A 20,321-nucleotide genomic window follows, 5' to 3' on the forward strand; every position below is an offset into this window, starting at 1 on the left:
CCATCTCATCTATATTCATGCATAAGTACAGCTCTCTTATGGAAAACTTCTGTAGTACGAATTAATTGCATGACTTCAAGTATGTATGGGAGGTTAGCATAGTGACAAAGCAGGACCCGCAAGAGCTTTTGAAGCAAAAACATGAACTGGATGATCAAAAAAGACAGTTCACTAATTTTTCCCGAAATATTTCAGGTCATGGTGAGGTTGAAGCTGGTCAAGAGTTCAGTGTTGACCGAGTGCCAGATGACCAAAACCGTATGAAATCGGTTGAGAACAGACGCGGCGAAGTCTAAAACGTTACAACATAAGCCGATCCTTTCATGGATCGGCTTATTCGTGCGTAGCATTTTATCGAATAGGAAGATATATGTTGTAGTTGAGAATGATTATCGATAGAATGGAGAAAAGTGAAAATATCCGCTGATTTTGCTGATGTTTTGCTAACTTAATGGGTTGTGGAAGGTGAAGGAAGAGATGCACGTAGAAGAGCATGTGAAGTTATGGAATCTGGCCTCAATTAAAATATGGGAAGTGCGTCACGTCGTCGTGCGCGCTGGCGAACCCATCCATGCCTATCGATTTCCAATTAGCGGTTTTATATATACAGTTCGCGGCAATGCAACGATTACGCTGGATGACACGATGTACGCGATCGATCAGATGCAAGTCTTACATGGAGGCAAGGGGGTATGGATGAATATCTCCCTGAACGAGGATTCATTCGAATTTTATTTGATGTTTTATCGGGCTAATTTGTCGTTATCCAATACTCGTGAGAATCAAGCTCTGCTCAGGCAACATGGCCCGTTTCACGTGCAATATGCTTTCGCCCCAAGCTATCCCATTGACTTATATGATAAAGTCCAAAGAATAGAGCAACATTGGGAACGGACGGATGCGTTCTCGAAATTTCAGGTAAAGACGTTATTTTATCAATTTATTAATGAATTAATGAGGCAGTTAAGTGCACAAGGAATTGAGACTGCCAAGCCCGATCTGGTAGCTCAAGCCGTTCGTTATCTTCAAGAGAATTACATGTTGCCCGTTATGGTCGATCCGCTCGCAGAACTTCTGGATTGCAGTGCAGGGCATCTATCGAGAACGTTCAAGAAAGAGACAGGCAGCAGTCTGATTACCTATTTAACTCGGATACGGATGTACAAAGCCAAGGAGTTGCTGTTGCACACAGATGCATCTCTTCAGAAGATTGCCGAGGCAATCGGCATTCCAGATGTGATCTATTTTAATCGTTTATTTAAAAAGCATGTTGGCCTTTCACCAGGTCGGTTCAAACAAAAATGTATCGCCCTGCCAACCGGTCAGAATAATGCTATCCAAGAATCAGAATTGTCCATTGTCAGTCCCATGCATCGCGGTTATGATCCTATTGATGATGATAATTATTATCAATACAACTCAAAAGGAGAATCACTTACATCTATGAGATCGAGAAAACCCGTTGCATTGCTTTTGATGCTCAGCCTTACATTATTAATATCAGCCTGTTCCCCTTCTCAGGGCAGTTCAGCAACAAGCAGTAATGGAACAAGCGGTAACAATGCTCCAACCACCGAAGTCGCGCAATCCAACGAATCAGCAGTACAGGAGCGTGTTGTTAAACATCCTTGGGGAGAAACTGTCATCAAAGGTGATCCTCAGCATATTATTTCGTTGTTCCCGGCTGCAACTGACTATTTGTTAGCACTCGGTATTGAACCCCAGGCAGCATCCAGTAATGAGGAGGGGAGTGATCAGTTTCCTACCTACCTGTCCGATCAACTACAAGGAAAAGAAAATCTGGGCTGGCAGGTTGATCCCAACTACGAAAGCATATTGGCGGCAGAGCCAGACCTGATTATCGGTCAGGATTTCATGAGTGATGCCTATGACAGCCTCAGCAAAATTGCCCCTACCTTGCTGGCAGAGAAGCTGCAGGACGAGCAAGGTATTATTCGTATGAAGACAAGCCTGTTACATATGGGAGATATGTTAGGGAAGACGGATCAGGCCAAACAGGTCATTGAAGAATACGAAAAGAAGGCCGCAGAAGCCCGTGAGAAAATCAAGCAATCCATCGGAGACGAGACCGTGATGTTCCTGCGTTTATCCGATAAAGAAGTGCGTTATTACAGTAAAAGAAACTATGAGGTTCTGTATGACGATCTAGGCCTGACACCTCCTGTATCCATACCTGACCCGACAGATTCAATGAAAGTAATCTCCATGGAGTCGTTACCATCGATTAATCCGGATCATATTTTCCTGTTGTCATCAGACGAAAATGAAACGACAGAATTGCAAAAAACAGCAGTGTGGAAAAGCCTGAATGCTGTTAAAAACAACAATGTCTACATCGTTGACTACGGCTTGTGGTTCCAAGGTCCGGGAGGACCCATCGGACAGACCAAGATTATCGACGAAGCGGTAAATTTCCTTACCCAATAAATAAGGAAACTAGACAGGAGGATTAATGCATATGGAAACGTCCGTCGTAGAGAAGCTCATTCGTGAACGAAGAACCATTCGTCAGTTCAATGGCAAACCGCTGGCGAAAGAAACGATCATGCACTTGCTGGAAGCGGCCGTGTGGGCACCTGTTCATTCCCGTAAAGAGCCATGGCGCTTCATATTATTTGTAGAAGAAGGTCGGAAGCAATTTGCTGATGCGGTGCTAAATACGTTTTCAAAAGATGAGCGGGAGCGCTGGACAGAGAAGCTACAAAAGGACTATTGCGAATCTATCCAAGCCCATCTGCTGATTGTGATTGAGGCTGATCCGAGACAACGGGTATGGGAAGATGCTGTGGGGGCTAGTGCTGCCCTTATTCAAAATATTCAACTCCTGGCATGGGAGCAGGATATCGGGGTAGTGTGGAAGACGAATGAATATAATTTTGACCCTGATTTCTACGCCAAGACAGGTGTAAAAGCAGGGGAGAGAATCATTGGCACACTTCATCTGGGGTATTTTGATACAAACAAGGCTCCGAAACCTCGTCCTCGTACACCCGTAGAAGAATTGATGACCTTTGTCTCTACGGCAAGAGCAGAAGTACAGTAGTAGTGATACTTCATACGGTTCCGAGCTGTGAAACGAACTCATTGTAAGCCGCGAACATAGCGGCTTTTTTGCATAATTGAATATCGATGTTGATTGGATGTCAGACATTGAGGAGTTCAAACTGTTTCTGATTAACGTTATCTCACACTGCCTGCCAAATCATGAACGAAATGAAATACAAATTCGGCGGTCAATAAATGGATGGTTGAGGCCATATAGGTGGTAGTCAATCGTTGTAAAAGGTCGTATATTAATAATATGTCGATTGGGGGAGTGAACATGTACCACATCGCAAAATGATAAACGATTTTACATAGAAGGACGGGAAAAAATGGACTTTAAACCGCTTGCTTCATTTATTGACCGCATTACATCCTGGCGTATACCGTGGGCAGAGGTGCTGGTGATGCATCGAAATGATACCGTTTTCCATTATCGTAATGGATACGCCAATCTGGAAGAGAAAACACCTATCGGTGATGGAGCGATCTTCAATCTATACTCCATGACCAAAATTATGACCTGCGTGGCAGGATTGCAACTGGTGGAGAGAGGCGAAATGCTGCTAAGCGACCCACTGTCTGATTATCTGCCAGAGTATGCTGAGATGACGGTAAAGAAAACGATGGCGAACGGCGAGATCCGGCTGGAAAAGGCGACAAAAGCCATTACAGTACGTGATTTGTTCACCATGACTGCCGGGTTCTCGTATGACGTGGGTAGTCCAAGCATTCAAGAAGCTGTAAAAAGCACCGACGGAACATTGCCAACACGTGACTTCGCGAGAGCGCTTGCGAAGGAACCACTGCTGTTTGAACCAGGGACACACTGGAATTACAGCATGTGCCATGATGTGCTAGGAGCCTTGGTGGAAGTGGTAAGTGGCAAACGCTTTGGTACGTATCTGCGGGACGAAATTACCGGACCCCTTGGCATGAACGATACAGCGTTTAATCTGAACGATGAGCAGCAGACACGCCTGATTCCACAGTATGCTTATAATGATGAGCTTGAAAAGGCTGTACGTTTTGACGGCAATGGATTCCGTGTGGGTACGGAGCTGGAAAGCGGCGGTGCAGGGTTGCTATCAACCGTTAGCGATTATTCACGTTTTCTGAACGCGCTTACTGGGCATGGTACGAGTCCCCAAGGCGTGCGCATTCTGTCACAAGCTTCAGTGGAACTGATGCGAACGGACCACCTGAACGAGATGACTCGTGCTGATTATTCCTGGGATCATATGTATGGATACGGCTATGGACTGGGTGTTCGCACACATATCTCCAAAGCAGCAAGCGGCTCACTGAGTCCAATTGGCGAATTTGGATGGAGCGGCGCTGCTGGTTGTATGGCTATTATTGATCCGGATTCAGAGCTTACAGTTATGTATGCACAGCACCTGCTGAACAGTCAGGAGCCATACGTTCAACGACGCTTACGTAATGTGGTTTACTCCTGTCTATAAATCATATCGTATTCGAAGTTACTTGAAGAGCCGCTAAATAGCGGCTTTTTTATGTTATATGGATCGAAATCTATTAATTAGATTGTTATTTCTTTATTAGAAAGGGTATGTTATCATTCTTAGGAAAATAGTACTAGTAGGAGGATATGCTTATTGAACATGAACTTAAATTAATTACATAGTTTGATCAAGATTACACGCTAGCAAGTACCTGTTTGAATGTTGAGATTGTGAACGATTCTTAATTAGAAAAAGCTGTTAGATTTTATTTTTTTACTCAAAGGAGATTCATCGATGATACACCCTAAACACAATGCAAAATGGGCTTCTCTGGCCGTACTTACCTTAATCGCCTATGTTCTGAGCGCATTGCTTCTGCTACCACCCAATGCTGCTGCCAAAGGAGAGCAAATCTCCGCCAAACAGCTCGAAAGTATGAGCCGGCTTTCATTTACGCTTCGTGATGCCAAACAAACGGCTTACACCGTTTATATTTTCGCTTATGATGAACAGAAGAGAACGCTGACCGAAGAAAATGGCTGGACCAACAATAAAAAAGGCGACAAGAGTTATTCAGGCACTTATCGTGCAGCCTTGCTGAAAAAAGGTGCAGCATACGGAACTGTTCAGGCAGCAAAACTGGATCTGAATACGATTATTTTGCCTCAAACCTGGAACTTTGTTGTGAAGAGCAAAGAGGCTAGTACACCAGACATGCTGATGATCACCGATTGGGGAACTTCTAATTTTAATGAGGTGAAAACGTATATTGTTCGTTCCGGGGAATTGCGCCATGTAACATATGTCGATAATAAGGGGAGAAAAATCGACGATTCCTACTCTGCAAGCAGAGATGATGGAATCCGTACTCTTTCAGGTGCCCGAGTGCAGTTCAAAAATTACAACAACCTTCAATTTGTCTATGGAGTTGATACGTTTAAGCTGAATGTGAACAAATTGGAATTACGCTTGGAAGATACGCGAAACCTTCGTTCAGAAGCTTGGCCAAACTCGGGTGTTGGCGATCGCGCTTACCTGAAAAGCCTAAAGGAAGCCGCTTTAAAGGGTGTGCTGCCAGGCCGGACGGACATCAAGATTGGTATGACGCTTCAAAATGCGCAAAAAAAGCTGGGGAAACCCAATTCTCGTTCAAACGGGGAATGGGGAGCGTACTATTTTTATTCTAAATTCGGCGTCGGGTTTGATTCATATATGCACGAGCTTACCAATAAATCACGTATTGCCGTTTTTGATTTGTACAATGAAAAGCAGAATCTTTCACCACGGAATGTGAAAATATGGATGGGAAAACCTTCCTCAGAATATTACAATGAAGTCGTGGTTGGTTATGAGATGGTATACCAATTGGGTAATCACGCCATTGTATTCACTTATGAGGAAGAAGAGGACTTGATTGATTTTACGAGTATATATTAAGGTATAACATTCATCGTAAAGAAATGAAAGCATAGCTTAATCACATTTACATGAAAAGCCGCTAATTAGCGGCTTTTTTGGTTGTCCATGGAAGTGGACGGGTAGTCTATTTCATTGGAGTGTTATTAGAGCTTTGCACAGAACGTACACGATTGACTAAATAAATGCCGACTGACACGAACAGTAATGCGACCAGATTTTTCAGTTCCAAGATCGTTTCCCCCAGGAATAACGCTGATAATAAAGCTCCAAATACAGGGATTAGGAAGTTATAGACAGACACTCTTCCGACCTTGTTGTACTTGAGAAGCATATTCCATAGACAAAATGCGACGGATGACAGCAAAGCCAGGTAGATTAGGTTACTGGTGGATTCCAAGGTGAAATGAGAAACTCGACCGCCGAGTGATAGACCTAACAGCGTAAGTACCAGTCCCCCGACGAATAAGCTGACACCTGTTATGATCAGAACATCGATGGTGGCGGTGAGACGTTTTGCGTAAAGGGCCGTAACGGAAAAAACAAGTGCCGCTATAATAACGAAGCCTTCGCCTGTGAATGAAAAGGAAAAAGCAAGCAGATCCGTATGGAAGTTTACGATGATTACGCCAACGAATCCGAGCAAGCAACCAACGATTTTATTTCTGCTTAATTTGTCGTTTTTATAGATGAAATGGGCCAGAACAACACTGAAAAAGGTCGTAGTTGCATTCATAATGGAGCCTTTGACACCTGTCGTATTGGCTACGCCAACGTAGAAAAACATATATTGCAAACCCGTTTGCAATATACCTAACATAATGAGGCCTGTCCACTGTGGCTTGGTTAATTGGAGCTTCTGTTTTCTAACGATACGAGACAGGAGCAAGAGCAGCATACCCGCCAGTGTAAACCGGTATCCGGCAAATACATACTTGGAAGCAATATCTTCCGGCAGAATGTCAAACGCGATATATCCAAGTTTAATGGATGGGTACGCGCTTCCCCATAACAAGCAACACAGGCTTGCCACGAGCATGACAAAAATGGGATCACTAAATTTACTTCGTTTCTCAAGGGTATTTCTCTCTATCACTTTCGATCTTCTCCTCACATTTCATGTACATATGTATGTATGAATCTATTAACATCCTCACTGACCATATCACATATCGCTAATCTTTGTAATGATAATTAATAAACCGCTCTTCAATTGGTCAGATTAAAAGAAGGAACGGTTCATGAGGAGTCTATGTTATAGATTCCTTTCTAATAAAATCCCTATTTGTTCTGCGACAATATGAGGTTGCCGGGGTAATCCATTCGTGAAATAGGATTCCACGATACCCACGATTGCTGTACCAAAGAACGTGAGAATCACTTCTTTTGTTAGTCCTTTATTTTTTCCCTCCGTCACATTCACCTCATCTTCCAGTTCTTCAATGACAAGAGCCAGGAAGCGAATGCGGAAAAAAGGGGCTCCTTTACTCAGTAACATAGCCGAGAAGAATGAATAGTGAACTTCAAAATAATCGAACCAAAGTACATTGCTTTCTATAAAATCCAGATCGGATGCTTCCTTGCACAATCTTCTTAGTTCATCGATATGTTCTTCAATTAATTTATCCAGCAAGTCAAATTTGTCCGAATAGTGATGGTATATCGTTCTGCGGCCGACATTTGCATGATCAGAGATATCTTGCATTGTAATGGTATCAAAAGGTTTCTCGTTCATGAGTTTGATAAAAGCGGATTTGATCGCTTCCTGAGACTTAAGTATTCTTCGATCTGTGATAGAAACGATAGTAATCACCATTCTTTCCAGAGAGTAATTGCACAAATGTTGTTCCTTTGCGCCATAAGGCACAGATCGGGTTCATTTGATCCTTGCAGAGGCAGTGCAATTATTTTATATTATACACAAATGTGCGATATCGCACGTATGTGTGTAATCATATTTAGGTCAACATAGGAGCAGGAAGCATTAATCAATAAGATCACATTGGAGGAAATAAAATGGCTAAATATGAAGAAGTTAAAGATGGAGTGATATTCCCGGTAGGAGAAAAAAACGAAGCATTTTCCCAATATTTCATAGGGCAAAGTTATCTCCAATCCTTGGTTGCTGATCCCAAAGTGAATGTGGGTGTTGGGAATGTAACGTTTGAACCGGGATGCAGAAATAACTGGCATATCCATCGCGGTGGATTTCAGCTGTTGTTAGTGACTGGTGGGGAAGGTTGGTATCAGGAAGAAGGAAAACCTGCTCAATTCCTCAAAGCCGGCGATGTTATTGTGACTCATGATGGTGTAAAACACTGGCATGGGGCCGCTAAAGATAGTTGGTTTGAACACATTGCGATCACTGCAGGTACACCGGAATGGTTGGAACCCGTGACAGATGAAGTTTACGGGGAGTTATAAAATAAACGCTATGAATTGATTTATTCGAAAATGTTATTATCTAATTAGGCTAATTAAGTTCAGGAGATTGCTGATTCTTATGTTGATCCGGGTGCCATCACTCTGAGTTTTAATCGAGTGATGGCTCTTTACATCTATGAAGTATCAATCTCTCTGGCAGGAAGAAACCATGATATAGATGAATTCTAGTGCTCTTTATGTATACTTGGAGAAATTTCCAGAATGAAAACGCTTGTCAAATTGAAAATAATATGATAATTTAATGTCTGTAACCGGTTACACATAGAGGAGAGCAACTTATGACAACAATTAAAGACGTAGCTCAACTGGCTGGCGTATCTGTTGCCACCGTATCCAGAGTCATTAATGATAGAGGTTATGTTCATGCCGACACACGCAAAAAAGTGGAAGATGCTGTGAAGGCGCTTAACTTTTCACCAAATGAAGTGGCACGCTCATTATATAAACGCAAGTCCAAACTGATTGGCCTGTTGTTGCCGGATATTACGAACCCTTATTTCCCGCAGTTAGCCCGCGGCGTAGAGGATCGGATGCAGGAGCAGGATTACAGACTGATATTTGGAAATAGTGACGAGGAAGAACGGAAGGAGCAGGATTACATCCAGACGTTTATCCAGAACAACGTGGTTGGTGTGATCTCTTCAACGAACTACCCTCATTCTTCGATATATGAAAAACTAAAGATTCCCGTTGTGTTTCTGGACAGAACTTCACTGGATCGTCCATCCGTGTATGCGGATGGCAGGGAAGGTGGAAGACTAGCTGCAAGGGAGATTATCAAACGCGGCAGTCGCCGGATCACAGTTATGCAGGGACCGTCACAGATCAGACCCGCTCAAGATCGTTTTGAAGGGGCGATTGAAATCATCCGTGATGCTGGGTTAGACTACCGGGTGATCCAGACGACCTCATTTTCAATTAACGAGGCAGGTGTATGGGCTGAAGAATTATTCAGGAAATATGCGGACACAGACGGGGTCATTGCCAGCAATGACATCGCAGCCATGGCAGTACTGCATGAGGCATCACGAATCGGAAGAAAGGTTCCTGATGACGTACAAGTGATTGGTTTCGATGATATTCCGATGAGCAGCCTGTTATCGCCGGCATTGTCCACCATCCGTCAGCCAGCATACGAGATGGGAAGAGAAGCGGCGGGATTACTTATCCAGCTTGTGGAACAAGCTGCAATAGAGAATAAAAACATACAGTTGCCCGTAAGTTTCATCGAACGGGGCACTACGAGAAAGGTGAGATCAGATGGCTAAAATATGTGTAATTGGAAGCAGTTCAATGGATCTGGTTGTTACTTCGTCAAGACGGCCGGGAGCGGGGGAAACCGTTCTTGGTGATAGCTTCAAAACAGTTCCTGGTGGCAAAGGAGCCAATCAGGCTGTTGCCGCTGCACGACTGGGTGCCGAGGTTGCGATGATCGGCCGGGTAGGCGACGATGCTTTTGGCAAAGATATTGTAGAGAACTTTAGAGCAAATGCTGTAAATACGCAAAATGTGAAACCGGTTACACATTTAGAAAGTGGTACGGCTCATATCATTCTGGCAGAAGGTGATAATAGTATCGTAGTGGTTGAAGCGGCGAATCGGGAAGTCACTCCTGCATATGTCGATGAAGCAGCTGAAGTGATCCGCGATGCAGATATCGTATTAATTCAGCAGGAAATTCCGGAGGAAACGGTTGTGCATGTGAGTGCATTATGTGCAGAATTCGGAACACCGCTGCTGCTTAATCCCGCACCGGCGAGAACATTGCCGCAAGAAGTGATCGACAACGCTGCATATATCACACCGAACGAGCATGAAGCCGAGATTTTGTTTCAGGGCATGAGTCCTGCACAGGCATTACGTCAGTATCCTAACAAGTTGTTCATTACGGAGGGCAGTAAAGGTGTACGGTACTTTGATGGCACTGACGAAATTCTAGTCCCAACTTATAAAGTTGAGGCTGTTGATACTACGGGGGCAGGGGATACGTTCAACGCCGCATTTGCAGTCGCTTTGGCTGAAGGAAAAGCGTTACAAGAGAGTATACGCTTCGCCAATCGGGCTGCATCGTTGTCCGTCACCAAGTTCGGAGCGCAGGGCGGCATGCCGATGCGTGATGAAGTAGAGGAGAGCTTGTAATGAAAAGAAATGGCATGTTGAATAGTCACATTTCCAAGATTTTGTCTGATCTGGGCCATACGGACATGATTGCGATTGCGGATGCAGGTCTGCCGGTACCGGACGGGGTACTCAAAATTGATCTGGCCCTTAAACTGGGAACACCAAGTTTTCGCGAAGTGGTGGAAGCGATCGCAGAAGATATGGTCATTGAGAAAGTCATTGTGGCTGAAGAGATTTGCGAAGGCAATCCCGTAGCGATGCAATTCATCACAGAGAAATTTGGGGTAGAAGCAATCGATGCTTCCGTCAGCCACGAACAATTCAAAGCATTAACACGGCAGGTGAAAGTGGTCATCCGCACAGGTGAAGCCACACCTTATGCCAATTGCATTTTACAATCGGGAGTCCATTTCGGTTAAAAGGAGGTTGCGTAATGCACATTCAGATGCAAGACATTCATAAAGCGTTTGGAACGAATCAGGTGCTGAGCGGAGTGGATTTTGAACTAAAAGATGGTGAAGTTCATGCCCTGATGGGGGAGAATGGAGCCGGCAAATCCACACTGATGAACATCCTGATTGGTCTTCATCAGCGTGATCAGGGAACCATCACCATAGACGGAGAAGAAAACTATTTTGCAAGTCCGAAGGAAGCCGAGAAACTGGGTATCACATTCATACATCAGGAACTGAATGTATGGCCTGAAATGACGGTGCTGGATAATCTCTTTATTGGTAAGGAAATGACATCATCATTCGGATTGCTTAACACAAGACAAATGAAAGCGCTTGCCAAAGAACAGTTCGCCAAGCTTTCCGTAGACATACCACTTGAACGTCCTGCGGGAGAGTGCTCTGTCGGGCAGCAACAGATGATCGAGATTGCCAAAGCGCTAATGACAGATGCCAAGGTCATCATTATGGATGAGCCAACAGCAGCACTTACGGAGCGTGAGATCCAGAAGCTGTTTGGTGTAATCAGCTCGCTGAAGAAGGAAGGCGTATCCATCGTCTATATTTCTCACCGAATGGAGGAGATATTCACGATCTGTGACCGGATTACCATCATGCGTGACGGAAGAACGGTAGACACACAAGCTATTCCGCAGACAAGCTTTGATGAAGTGGTGCGGAAAATGGTAGGTCGTGAACTTACCGAGCGTTATCCTGTCCGGAATCCTTCTTATGGTGAAGTTGTCCTCGAAGTAAGGAATGCAAGTAGCAAAGGTCTATTCGAGAATATTAACTTCACCGTGAGAGCGGGGGAAATACTCGGTTTCTCAGGACTCATGGGTTCTGGACGAACAGAGATCATGAGAACCATCTTTGGTTTGGATACGTTGGATAGCGGTGAAATCTTCATCCGCGGCAAAAAAGCGAACATTCGTAAACCGGCAGATGCAGTGAAACATGGAATCGGGTTTATTACAGAAGACCGCAAGGATGAAGGGCTGGTATTAGACTTCTCTATTCGCGAGAATATGGCGTTGCCAAATCTGTTCAGTTTCTCAAGCAAAGGTTTCATCTCAACTTCAAAGGAACAAGACTTCGTAGATACACTGATCAAACGTCTACAGATCAAAACGCAATCCTCCGAGACGGCGGCAAGGAATCTATCCGGGGGTAACCAGCAGAAGGTGGTTATTGCGAAATGGGTTGGTATCGGACCAAGCGTGCTTATCCTGGATGAACCTACCCGCGGAGTGGATGTCGGGGCGAAGCGTGAAATCTATGAATTGATGAATGAACTGACTGACCGCGGCGTTGCAATCATCATGGTATCGTCGGAGCTGCCTGAAGTGCTTGGCATGAGTGACCGGATCGCGGTTGTGCATGAGGGACACATCAGTGGCGAGGTTGCAAGGGAAGTAGCCACACAAGAACACATTATGACATTGGCCACAGGGGGACAGTGATATGACAACAATGCAGGAAAACAAAACGGCTAAAAGCGGATTCCGTTTCTCAAACGTGATACAAAAATTGGGACCGCTGCTTGGCTTAATCATTCTTATTCTCATCGTATCGGTGTTGAATCCAAGTTTCTTGGAACCGCTCAATATCTTGAATTTATTGCGTCAAGTCTCGATTAATGCGCTGATTGCCTTTGGTATGACGTTTGTTATCCTGACGGGTGGAATTGATCTGTCGGTCGGCTCAATCCTGGCTTTATCCAGTGCTTTTGTAGCAAATATGATGTTGTCTGGTCTCGATCCGATCTTGTCCATCATCATTGGTGTAGCACTCGGTGGTGTCCTGGGTATGGTGAACGGACTAATGATTACCAAAGGTAAAATGGCTCCGTTTATCGCTACATTGGCAACCATGACGATATTCAGAGGACTGACATTGGTGTACACCAATGGTAATCCAATTACAGGACTCGGGGATAACCTGTTATTCCAACTGTTTGGCCGCGGTTACCTGCTGGGCATTCCGGTACCTGCAATCACGATGCTGATTACCTTCATGATTCTGTGGATTGTTTTGCATAAAACGGCTTTTGGTCGTAAAACGTACGCCATCGGCGGTAATGAGAAAGCTTCCATTATCTCGGGTATCAAAGTTAATCGCGTGAAAATTATGATCTACTCCCTGACAGGTATGCTCGCTGCTCTGGCAGGTGCAATTCTGACATCGCGTTTGAATTCAGCGCAACCAACGGCAGGTACATCCTACGAGCTGGATGCAATCGCAGCAGTTGTATTGGGTGGTACAAGTCTTGCTGGAGGACGCGGACGCATCGTTGGTACACTGATCGGTGTTCTGATTATCGGCGTGTTGAATAATGGATTGAACTTGCTTGAAGTAAACTCATTTTATCAAATGGTTGTAAAAGGTATCGTCATTGCCATTGCCGTCCTGCTGGACCGCAAGAAAACAGCATAAGGAGAGAAGCGAATATGAAAAAGTGGACTGTAACACTCATAAGTATGCTGATGATCATCGTTCTGGCCGGGTGCTCTCTGGAGCCACCGGAATGGGCGAAACCTAACCCAAACAAAAGTAACGGACAGAAGAAAATAGGTTTGTCGATATCTACACTAAACAATCCATTCTTTGTATCACTGAAGGATGGGGTAATGGCTGAAGCCAAAAAACAGGGAATACAGGTCATCGTGGTGGATGCGCAGAACGATTCGGCGAAACAAACCAATGATGTGGATGATCTCATTCAGCAAGGTGTTAGTGCACTTCTGATTAACCCCGCGGACTCTGCAGCGATCTCCACAGCGGTTCAATCCGCTAATAGTGTGGGCATTCCTGTGATCACGCTGGATCGCTCCGCAGATAAAGGCGAAGTGGCGGCACTAGTGGCATCTGATAACGTTAAAGGTGGACGCATGGCAGCTGAATATTTTGTGGAACAACTGGGTGAGGGAGCAAAAGTCATTGAACTTGAGGGTGTGCCTGGTGCTTCCGCAACAAGAGAACGGGGTAAAGGTTTCCATGAAGTGGCTGACAAGCAACTTGATGTGGTTTCCAAACAATCTGCTGATTTCGATCGGTCCAAAGGATTAAATGTCATGGAGAACTTGCTACAAGGTAATCCAGACGTACAAGCGGTATTTGCCCATAATGACGAGATGGCACTTGGTGCAATTGAAGCGATTCAAAGCTCAGGTAAAGACATTCCGGTCATCGGATTTGATGGTAATGATGATGCAATCAAATCCATTCAGGATGGGAAATTGACGGCAACAGTCGCTCAGCAGCCTATACTGATTGGCCAACTGGCGCTGCAAGCAGCTCTGGATGTGCTCAGTGGCAAGCAGGTGGAGTCATCGATTCCCGCTGAATTGAAGCTGGTAACCAAGGAAAATGTGAATGAGTAAATCATCATAAAACATGTATTTTCGTTTTGGACATGAACATAGAACTAAACCAAGCCGCTAATTTAGCGGCTTTTTTCATTTTGGAAGAAGCGTGCGGGCATCACATCAATCAGATTATTGACTTTTAAAAGCGTATTAAAGGAACCCCAATTGAATTAATGTCTACTTTGTCGTTTTGGACTGTTCCAAAATAGCATTTTTGGATATGTATATCCAATCCATGCGTTGCTATACTAGCATGACGTTCCACACAGTCTTCACAATACATAAGGAGGAGCTAATCTCATTGATTCATTCCTGTTCGGAATAGAAAGAAGGTGGCTGACATGAAACATCTAGTAGAAGAAAATCTTCAAGCTGTAAGACAGCAAATGGCATTGGCCTGCCAGGCTTCAGGTCGCAACATAGAGGACATCAAGTTGTTGCTCGCGACCAAAACGGTACCGCTAGAGAAATTACAAATAGCTATTCAAGCAGGTGAGGTCTTGTTTGGAGAAAACAAAGCTCAAGAACTCCGAGACAAATTCCCACTCATGGAACAAAGCAAGCAGGTGGAATGGCATTTTATCGGACATCTGCAAACAAATAAAGTAAAGGACGTAGTTAAATATGTTACTCTCATCCATTCCGTAGATCGTCTGAAACTGGGTCAAGCGTTACATAACCAGCTTCTCAAAGAGAATAAGAGCTTAGACATTCTTGTGCAAATTAATACGTCCTACGAAGAAAGTAAATTTGGTGCCTCTCCAGAAACAGCCGTTGAGCTTGTAGAACAGTTGTCTCAATTCGAGACATTAAACGTGAAAGGTTTAATGACCATTGGAAAACTGAATGCGACAAACGAAGAAACACGACATTGTTTTCGATTGTTAAACCAGATCCGTACACAGATTAAAGAGAAAAATATTCCACGCGTAGAAATGGATATTTTATCGATGGGTATGTCTGGTGACTTCCAAGTCGCCATTGAAGAAGGAGCTACACTGATACGTGTAGGGACAAGTGTATTTGGTCAACGCTATTTACCGGACGAGTATTACTGGAATGAAAACACACGCATCGATGATTAAGTGAGAGGTAGTGTTAAATATGAAGACAGCATCCCCTTCGTTACGCGGCCGTGATTTGATATCTCCGGTGATCGCCGCTTTAATATCCGTAATTGTTAATTACGGGGGTACGTTTATCCTTGTTTTTCAAGCTGCAAAAGTGGCTGGTTTAAGCCCGGAAATGACCGCTTCCTGGATTTGGTCCATCTCGATTGGGGTAGGCGTAACGGGAATTTGGCTCAGTTATCGATATAAGGAACCGATTATTACAGCCTGGTCTACACCTGGTGTGGCGTTTCTCGTTTCAGCATTAGCGGTAACCCCTTATCCAGAAGCTATTGGCGCTTACATGATTTCAGCAGTCGGATTTATTATTTTAGGTTTGTCAGGCATGTTTGAACGTTTCGTTCGACTTATTCCCCCAGGCATCGCTTCCGGATTGTTAGCCGGTATTTTACTACAGTTTGGTATTTCGGCCTTTGGAGGGGCGAAGGTAGATCCTTTGCTTGTGATTGTACTGTTTGCAGGCTATATCGTGCTAAGAAGGTTTACTTCCCGTTACGCCATTGTTGGCATATTGGCAATCGGTTTGATTTATTTGATATGCATGGGGAAAACAGACTTCAGTACAATCCAATTGGCTGTAGCATCGCCTGTATTTGTTGTTCCAGCATTTTCGTTAAATGCTTTACTTGGCGTTGCGCTACCGCTGTTCATTATTACCTTGACAGGGCAGTATATGCCCGGAATGCTTGTTTTGCGTAATGATGGATTCAAGACAAGTGCCAATCCTATTTTAGCTGTAACAGGTTTGGGTTCGCTTCTTGCAGCCCCATTCGGATCACATGCTTTTAATGTGGCAGCTATTACAGCAGCGATTTGTACAGGAAAGGATGCACATGAGGATTCAACCAAACGTTATATTGCAGGTATTGCTTGTGGTGTTTTTTATATTTTTGTCGGCATTTTTGGCGTAACATTGGCTGCTCTGTTTTTGATTCTTCCTGCTACCTTTATTGCAACATTAGCGGGATTAGCCTTACTTGGAACGATCGGTGGCAGTCTTGCCAATGCATTAACGGACCCTAAGGGACGTGAAACTGCATTGATTACGTTTTTGGCGACAGCAGCAAATGTGACTTTGCTTGGTGTGGGTGGTGCATTTTGGGGACTGTTTGCAGGAATGATGGCACATCTACTGATGAATAGTAAATTTCCCAAAAAACAACTTGGAACGAATAAATAACCGTAATATGGAGAGGAAGATGTTCATGAAACATTTGGAGAAGCAAGATAAAGTAATAGGAATGGCTGTCCAGCAAGAGCTTGGAAGGCAGCGGGATAAGATAGAACTGATTGCATCAGAGAATTTTGTAAGTCAAGCTGTGATGGAAGCAACAGGTTCGGTATTGACCAATAAATATGCGGAGGGGTATCCGGGCAGAAGATATTATGGCGGGTGTGAGCATGTCGATACAGTCGAAGAGATAGCAAATAGCCGCCTTAAAGCACTTTTTGGCGCTGAACATGCGAATGTGCAGCCTCACTCCGGTTCTCAGGCCAACATGGCAGTATATTTTGCCTCAGTTGAGATTGGGGACACAATACTTGGCATGAATCTATCCCAGGGTGGTCATCTAACACACGGAAGTACTGTTAATTTTTCAGGTAGGTTTTACAATTTTGTTTCATATGGTGTCGATGCACAGACGGGCCGCATTGACTTTGACGAAGTACGTAAACTTGCTTATAAGTATCGTCCACGCATGATTGTTGCAGGTGGAAGTGCATACCCGCGGACCATTGAGTTTGAATTATTTGCCCAGATTGCCGCCGAAGTGGGAGCTCTTTTCTTTGTAGATATGGCGCATATAGCAGGAATTGTTGCGGCAGGTTTGCATCCTAACCCGGTACCACATGCCCATTTTGTTTCAACCACCACACACAAGACCTTACGAGGACCACGAGGGGGAGCCATTTTGTGCCGGGAGTCCTGGGCAAAGGCGATCGACAAAGCTGTATTCCCGGGGACTCAGGGCGGGCCATTCATGCACGTTATCGCGGGGAAAGCGGTGGCATTAGGCGAGGCATTGCAAACCGAGTTCACAACATATATTGAAGGTGTTCTGGATAACGCCAACGTATTGGCAGATACTTTAATAAATGAAGGACTTACCCTTGTATCGGGAGGAACAGATAATCATATCGTGTTGGTTGACTTACGAACTATGGGCCTTACAGGCAAAGAAGCCGAAGCTTTATTGGATGAAGTAGGGATTACGGCGAATAAAAATGCAATTCCTCACGATACGGCAAGTCCTTTGGTTACAAGCGGTATTCGTTTTGGAACTCCGGCTATGACTTCAAGAGGGCTTGGAGCCAGGGAAATGAAAGAAATTGCTCAGCTGATAGGGCTTGCTTTTAAAAATCCAAAGAACACGGATGTGAAAAATCAAATATTAGGTAGTGTCCGTGAAATCACTTCGCAATTTCCTCTATATGAAGGGCTTAAATAGCTCAACAGCAGACACAAATAGAGCCTGCAATTGTTCCTAATGGATAACAATTGCAGGCTCGTAATGTGCTTGTTTATATTGAAACTTAAGACAGCCCTAGTAGGCTATACCTACACGAGACTGTACATACTCATCAGACATTAATTGCTGATAAGCAAACTCCGCAGTATCGATTACAGATATAGAAGTTCCACCGTCAGGCAAATAGTCGCGCTCAACCCGGTACTTACCAAGAGATTCTCCATCAAATAAGTAGGTAGGACACACGATGGTCCATTCTAACTCTGAAGCCTTGAGAATGTTGTACATCTCCAGATGCTCCTCAGCGGCTCGCGTGGACTTACGTTTGGACTCAGGGGATTGAAAACGAAGCAAGCCAGGATCCGTTCGACTTTCCAATATTCCTGCAGTACCAATGGTAATGACTCTTTTGATACGCTCCTGAGCCATAGCCTCAACAATATGTCCCATGGATTGCGATAATGTAGTTGTTCCATCGGTACTTAAGGAACTAACAACGAGATCCACACCCTGTATGGCGTGATGAATATCCTCTTTGACTAAAGCGTTTCCTTGATGTAGAACGAAATTGTCATCGTTGATTTGTACCTTTTCCGGGCTTCTAACCAGTGCAGTTACATGATGATTGGAACGTAGGGCATTAGAGACGAAATGACCTCCAACCCGTCCGGTGGCTCCTAACACTAAAATTTTCATTACAAAAAACATCCTTTCGAATCCGATTGGAGAGCATGTTCTCCATCATAATACAATCTTTGCAAGCCGATGTATGCCTTCCTCAATCTGCTCCTCATCCACTTTCGCAAAACCTAATATCCATCCTTTTCGATGACTCTCCAAGCAATATCTACTAAGCGGATACACGCGTACACCTTGATCAAGAGCAGCATTTGTCACCGCTTCTTCGTCAAATGACGTTTCAGATTCTAGAAGCATATGTAATCCCGTTTCCACACCACTTAATGTAAATCGTGAGCCTAACCCAGAAGCAACAATGGCTTTGGTCATGACTTCGTGTCTGCGTCGATATATGTTCCGAACTCTTCTCATATGGCGCATAAAATGACCACGCTCAATAAAATGAGTTAGCGTTAATTGTTCCATAATCGGCAGATGACGATAGGTTAATTCATGAACTTGGGTAAGGCGATCGATGGCTATTTTGGGGCCGATGATAGCGGATAGTCGAATGCCAGGTGCAACCATTTTGGAAAAACTCATCATATAAAGCGTATTCTGAGGTTGCTGACTAAATATAGTTGGAAGTGGATCTCCACGGTACCTAAATTCGCTATCGTAGTCATCCTCAACAATCCAATATCGATGATGAGTTGCCAAGTGCATCAATTGTTGCCTGCGTGGCTCCGACATAATAACACCAACGGCGCATTGATGAGAAGGTGTGACAAATACGAGTTTCGTCTGTGGGTGAATATGATCTACACATAATCCATACTCATCAACCGGAACGGGATCGACTTGCATCCGGCGGTATTTCATCGCCATCCAAGCGGCAGGGAAGCCGGGATCTTCAACCGAAACTCTGTCTCCCTCACTTAAGAGAGCCTGGGCAATTAAATCAATGCTATGTTGTGCACCTGAGGTTAACAAGATTTGATCAACATCGATATGAATGCCTCGTTCAAGTGACAAATAACGTTGAATCTGCTCTCTTAATCCCAATAACCCTCTGGCATCACCATAAGCCCAAAGATCCAGATTGGGTTCAGTAGAAGCTTGTAAAAAAGATTGCCTCCAGGCTTTTGTGAAACTTTCATCCAGATAAGGCTCGTGGGGATTAAAATCAATTTCTATTTTGCGATTGTCTCTATTGCCAAACCAACTATGCAGATGACCAATCGATTCGTTTAGTGTAGGCAGATCGGGCGGAATAGGCCCTTGCATCGTGACGCCTTCTGATGAACGAGGTGCATATGTCCAATCACTAACTCTTGTCCCGGCTCGTCGGGAGGTTACCGTATACCCTCGGCTGAATAATTCCTCGTACACAATCTGTATGGTTGAGCGTGAAACACCAATTAATTGAGCAAGTTCACGTGAAGGGAGTAGCAGTTCGCCTGGTTGCCATTTCCCGGTTGTGATATTATGGATCGCTTGATCCAAAAGTTGCTGCCAGATCGGGCGTTGGTCATTCCGATTAACTTTTAGCATTGCTTCAACTCCATTACTCATGGTGAATTATGGATTGCATTTATTTATGTGCTTAGCCATCTTACTGGCACTCCATTGATTGATATACCATTATAGCAAAAGTTTAATTTGCAAACAAAACAAAGCTGAACTAAAGCGATTTTTACCGTGTGTCCAACCTATTTTGGTCGGTCCTGCTTGGTTCATACTCGATTCATATTCAAGCCACAGACAGTTC

General features: G+C 44.2%; 19 protein-coding genes. 15 read left to right on the forward strand and 4 right to left on the reverse strand.

All coding sequences use genetic code 11. The features are described from left to right. The first annotated feature begins 101 nt into the window (after positions 1 to 101). The 5 genes from MHI52_RS14980 (at position 102) to MHI52_RS15000 (ending at position 5,966) form a co-directional block, all read left to right on the forward strand. Positions 102 to 296: a hypothetical protein gene (locus tag MHI52_RS14980; RefSeq protein ID WP_245838061.1), complete on the forward strand. Its 195-nt coding sequence runs from the start codon at positions 102 to 104 to the stop codon at positions 294 to 296. A 181-nt stretch (positions 297 to 477) separates the two neighbouring features. Further along, positions 478 to 2,448 (forward strand): ABC transporter substrate-binding protein, encoded by a 1,971-nt coding sequence (locus tag MHI52_RS14985; protein ID WP_405159297.1) that lies wholly within the window; start codon positions 478 to 480, stop codon positions 2,446 to 2,448. A 31-nt stretch (positions 2,449 to 2,479) separates the two neighbouring features. After that, positions 2,480 to 3,064: a nitroreductase gene (locus tag MHI52_RS14990; RefSeq protein ID WP_405159298.1), complete on the forward strand. Its 585-nt coding sequence runs from the start codon at positions 2,480 to 2,482 to the stop codon at positions 3,062 to 3,064. Between the two features lie 331 nt (positions 3,065 to 3,395). Next, positions 3,396 to 4,529 (forward strand): serine hydrolase domain-containing protein, encoded by a 1,134-nt coding sequence (locus MHI52_RS14995; RefSeq protein ID WP_405159299.1) that lies wholly within the window; start codon positions 3,396 to 3,398, stop codon positions 4,527 to 4,529. Between the two features lie 294 nt (positions 4,530 to 4,823). Continuing rightward, complete coding sequence (locus MHI52_RS15000) at positions 4,824 to 5,966, forward strand: DUF4309 domain-containing protein (protein WP_405159300.1); 1,143 nt, start codon at positions 4,824 to 4,826, stop codon at positions 5,964 to 5,966. Between the two features lie 106 nt (positions 5,967 to 6,072). Here MHI52_RS15000 and MHI52_RS15005 read toward each other — a convergent pair whose 3' ends face one another. Next, a complete protein-coding gene (locus MHI52_RS15005) occupies positions 6,073 to 7,041 on the reverse strand; it encodes a DMT family transporter (protein ID WP_405159301.1) in 969 nt (322 codons plus the stop codon). Positions 7,042 to 7,200: 159 nt separating this feature from the next. After that, entirely contained in the window at positions 7,201 to 7,680 is a 480-nt protein-coding gene (locus MHI52_RS15010) for a TetR/AcrR family transcriptional regulator (protein WP_405159302.1), read from the reverse strand. Positions 7,681 to 7,961: 281 nt separating this feature from the next. On the opposite strand from MHI52_RS15010, the gene MHI52_RS15015 reads away from it, so the two are divergent. From MHI52_RS15015 to glyA, 10 genes are all read left to right on the forward strand, one after another. Continuing rightward, positions 7,962 to 8,369 carry a cupin domain-containing protein gene (locus tag MHI52_RS15015; RefSeq protein ID WP_282321457.1) on the forward strand — a complete coding sequence of 136 codons (408 nt, stop codon included), beginning with the start codon at positions 7,962 to 7,964 and terminating at the stop codon, positions 8,367 to 8,369. Between the two features lie 299 nt (positions 8,370 to 8,668). Next, on the forward strand, positions 8,669 to 9,658 hold the full coding sequence (locus MHI52_RS15020; RefSeq protein WP_282321456.1) for a LacI family DNA-binding transcriptional regulator: 990 nt from the start codon (positions 8,669 to 8,671) through the stop codon (positions 9,656 to 9,658). Further along, positions 9,651 to 10,529, forward strand: coding sequence for a ribokinase (gene rbsK, locus MHI52_RS15025; protein WP_282321455.1), 879 nt, complete (start codon positions 9,651 to 9,653; stop codon positions 10,527 to 10,529). Before MHI52_RS15020 ends, rbsK begins: the two co-directional genes overlap by 8 nt. Then, positions 10,529 to 10,930 (forward strand): D-ribose pyranase, encoded by a 402-nt coding sequence (rbsD, locus tag MHI52_RS15030; protein ID WP_036615977.1) that lies wholly within the window; start codon positions 10,529 to 10,531, stop codon positions 10,928 to 10,930. The genes rbsK and rbsD overlap by 1 nt, the downstream gene beginning before the upstream one ends. Before the next feature lie 14 nt (positions 10,931 to 10,944). Beyond that, positions 10,945 to 12,426, forward strand: coding sequence for a sugar ABC transporter ATP-binding protein (locus MHI52_RS15035; protein WP_127548486.1), 1,482 nt, complete (start codon positions 10,945 to 10,947; stop codon positions 12,424 to 12,426). A 10-nt stretch (positions 12,427 to 12,436) separates the two neighbouring features. Further along, positions 12,437 to 13,399 (forward strand): ABC transporter permease subunit, encoded by a 963-nt coding sequence (locus tag MHI52_RS15040; protein ID WP_405159392.1) that lies wholly within the window; start codon positions 12,437 to 12,439, stop codon positions 13,397 to 13,399. Between the two features lie 14 nt (positions 13,400 to 13,413). Beyond that, complete coding sequence (rbsB, locus tag MHI52_RS15045) at positions 13,414 to 14,346, forward strand: ribose ABC transporter substrate-binding protein RbsB (RefSeq protein ID WP_036615972.1); 933 nt, start codon at positions 13,414 to 13,416, stop codon at positions 14,344 to 14,346. 326 nt (positions 14,347 to 14,672) lie between these two features. After that, complete coding sequence (locus MHI52_RS15050; protein WP_282321453.1) at positions 14,673 to 15,416, forward strand: YggS family pyridoxal phosphate-dependent enzyme; 744 nt, start codon at positions 14,673 to 14,675, stop codon at positions 15,414 to 15,416. Between the two features lie 19 nt (positions 15,417 to 15,435). Continuing rightward, the gene (locus tag MHI52_RS15055) at positions 15,436 to 16,641 is read left to right on the forward strand and encodes a benzoate/H(+) symporter BenE family transporter (RefSeq protein WP_101313745.1); all 1,206 of its coding nucleotides are present in this window, start codon (positions 15,436 to 15,438) and stop codon (positions 16,639 to 16,641) included. Between the two features lie 25 nt (positions 16,642 to 16,666). Further along, positions 16,667 to 17,911 carry a serine hydroxymethyltransferase gene (gene glyA, locus MHI52_RS15060; protein ID WP_405159303.1) on the forward strand — a complete coding sequence of 415 codons (1,245 nt, stop codon included), beginning with the start codon at positions 16,667 to 16,669 and terminating at the stop codon, positions 17,909 to 17,911. A gap of 96 nt (positions 17,912 to 18,007) precedes the next feature. Here the strand turns inward: glyA and MHI52_RS15065 are convergent, their stop codons facing one another. Together MHI52_RS15065 and MHI52_RS15070 are read right to left on the reverse strand one after the other, a co-directional pair. Next, entirely contained in the window at positions 18,008 to 18,628 is a 621-nt protein-coding gene (locus MHI52_RS15065) for an NAD(P)-dependent oxidoreductase (protein ID WP_405159304.1), read from the reverse strand. A gap of 45 nt (positions 18,629 to 18,673) precedes the next feature. Continuing rightward, positions 18,674 to 20,104, reverse strand: a complete 1,431-nt coding sequence (locus MHI52_RS15070; RefSeq protein ID WP_405159305.1) for a PLP-dependent aminotransferase family protein — start codon at positions 20,102 to 20,104, stop codon at positions 18,674 to 18,676. Positions 20,105 to 20,321: the final 217 nt, after the last annotated feature.

The organism is Paenibacillus sp. FSL H8-0283, assembly GCF_045040675.1.
Classification (GTDB): Bacteria; Bacillota; Bacilli; order Paenibacillales; family Paenibacillaceae; genus Paenibacillus; species Paenibacillus amylolyticus.